Origin of the sequence: Neisseria sp. P0008.S010, from assembly GCF_051962715.1 — a bacterium.
Classification (GTDB): domain Bacteria; phylum Pseudomonadota; class Gammaproteobacteria; order Burkholderiales; family Neisseriaceae; genus Neisseria; species Neisseria elongata.
In genome coordinates this window covers 1-255 of the sequence record NZ_JBQCVA010000352.1, presented here as the reverse complement: position 1 = coordinate 255, position 255 = coordinate 1, and the positions used below count along the sequence as shown (strand labels likewise).

Sequence of the window (255 nt, the reverse complement as noted above, 5' to 3'; positions counted from 1 at the left end):
GAAGACAGGGAGGTGAGAACCCCGTGATAACATATAAGTACCAAGCTATATCCAGGAACGGACAGAAAGTGTCGGGCCTGATTGAAGGTTTTAACGAGCTGGATGCGGTCGACAGGATCAAACAGGACTGCGACGTCATTCTGAAGATTTCGGCTGTTCAGGAGCGTAAAGAGGGAATCTTAAATAAAGAGATCGGTGGCAACCGTCTGGACAAAAAGGCTTTCACAGTCATGTGTTCCCAGTTCGCCATCATCC

At 48.2% G+C, this 255-nt stretch carries 1 protein-coding gene; it reads left to right on the top strand.

What is annotated here, in order from left to right:
- Positions 1–68: 68 nt before the first annotated feature.
- The coding region (locus ACTHSL_RS13885) for a hypothetical protein (protein WP_440381741.1) at positions 69–255 on the top strand (187 nt) is incomplete at its 3' end.